At 35.2% G+C, this 1,554-nt stretch carries 1 protein-coding gene; it reads left to right on the top strand.

The annotated features are described in order from the left end of the window. Nucleotides 1–133 precede the first annotated feature (133 nt). Nucleotides 134–1,483: an IS4 family transposase gene (locus FC46_RS09785; protein WP_057800228.1), complete on the top strand. Its 1,350-nt coding sequence runs from the start codon at nucleotides 134–136 to the stop codon at nucleotides 1,481–1,483. The last annotated feature ends 71 nt before the right edge of the window (nucleotides 1,484–1,554 follow it).

Below are 1,554 nucleotides of genomic sequence, written 5' to 3'. Positions count from 1 at the left end.
CTGAAACTTGAAAGCTAAGATTCATGCTCTTTTCGCATGTTTCCTGGCTTTTTCTTTCGAAAAGTAAAAAATACAGGTCACCCTGCTTTATAATTTAAGTGTCCAAACCTAATTCAAAGGAGTGCCTGTAACTATGAAAAGTATAGAACAAATTGACCAACAAAACGAGACTAAATCTTTAATTTCTTCTTTTACCAACTTAATTGGTCTAGCAAAATTAGCTAAGAAAGTTAACTTTAAACGAAAATCTTCTATTTCCCTAAGTATGATTATTTCTTGGTTAATGTCAGTCCACTTCGCTCGGCATTCTCTTTATCGCGCTAATAAAGACGATAATTTTAGTATTCGTACTGCTCGCAATGTTCTAAATGATGGTCGAATCAATTGGCAGAAGCTTCTCTGTTTAGTAGCAGCCAAGCTTATCAGTATTCTTAAACCTGTAATTGATAAGCGTAGGCGCTTGGCTTTTATTGTTGATGATACTTTAATGTCTCGTGCCTTTTCAAAGAAAACAGAATTACTGGCTAAAGTCTACGATCATGATAAGCATGAATTTTTAACAGGCTACCGCGGACTAACCTTGGGCTGGAGTGACGGTAATACCTTTTTGCCAGTCAACTTTGCCTTAATGTCGACCAAAAAGAAAAGTAATCTAATAGGCAGTAAACCAATTACTACTGATGAACGTAGTATTGCTGGCAGAAGAAGACTGCAAGCTAAAAGACAGATGAATGATGTGACAGTTGAACTGATTAACCAAGCTCTCAAATCAGGAGTTCCAGCTAAATATGTCCTGTTTGATTCATGGTTTACTTCTCCTAGAATGTTTTGGCTGCTTAAACAATTAGGTCTTGATGGTTTAGGTATGATCAAAAAGAGTTCTAAGGTTTACTACTCTTATCGTCATCGTCTATATGACATCAAGGGACTTTATGATCATTTAGCAGCTTCAAAAATTTGTAAAAAGAACCATTACTTATACAGCAGTGTAGTAATAGCACAATATCAGGGCCATGAGTTTCCTTTAAAAGTAGTCTTTGTTTCCAAACGTGGTAGTAAAAGTAATTACTTGGTTTTAGCTACTACCAAGATTGCTTTAACTCCCCAGCAGATTATCCAAATGTATGGCCGCAGATGGGAAATCGAAACATACTTTAAGACAGCCAAGCAGTATCTAGGATTAAATAAATCACAAATTCAAAGCTATGATGGACAATGTGGTTATATTGCCTGCACAGCCATAACATATGATCTGCTGGCTTGGCAAGAAAGACAAAATACCGATGACAAAACGATGGGAGATTTGTTCTTCATAATGAATGAGTCTTTACCAGAAATGAAGTTCATTGATGCATTGGTATACCTAATTACAGAGTTAAAACAAATTGAATCAGACACCAAAGACGAAATTAATGAAGTACTAACTAATTTCATGGTTAATTTACCAACACTAATTCAAAAACTAATAAAACCAATAGTGTAAAAAGATAAAAGAACAAGGAAAAAGCCAGAACCTATAAAGCTTCCAGCTTATTTAGTGCTTTCAAGTTTCAG

This window comes from Lactobacillus kalixensis DSM 16043 (genome assembly GCF_001434335.1).
GTDB lineage: Bacteria > Bacillota > Bacilli > Lactobacillales > Lactobacillaceae > Lactobacillus > Lactobacillus kalixensis.
Note: the sequence above shows the minus strand (reverse complement) of the source record. Positions and strands in the feature narration are given on the sequence as shown.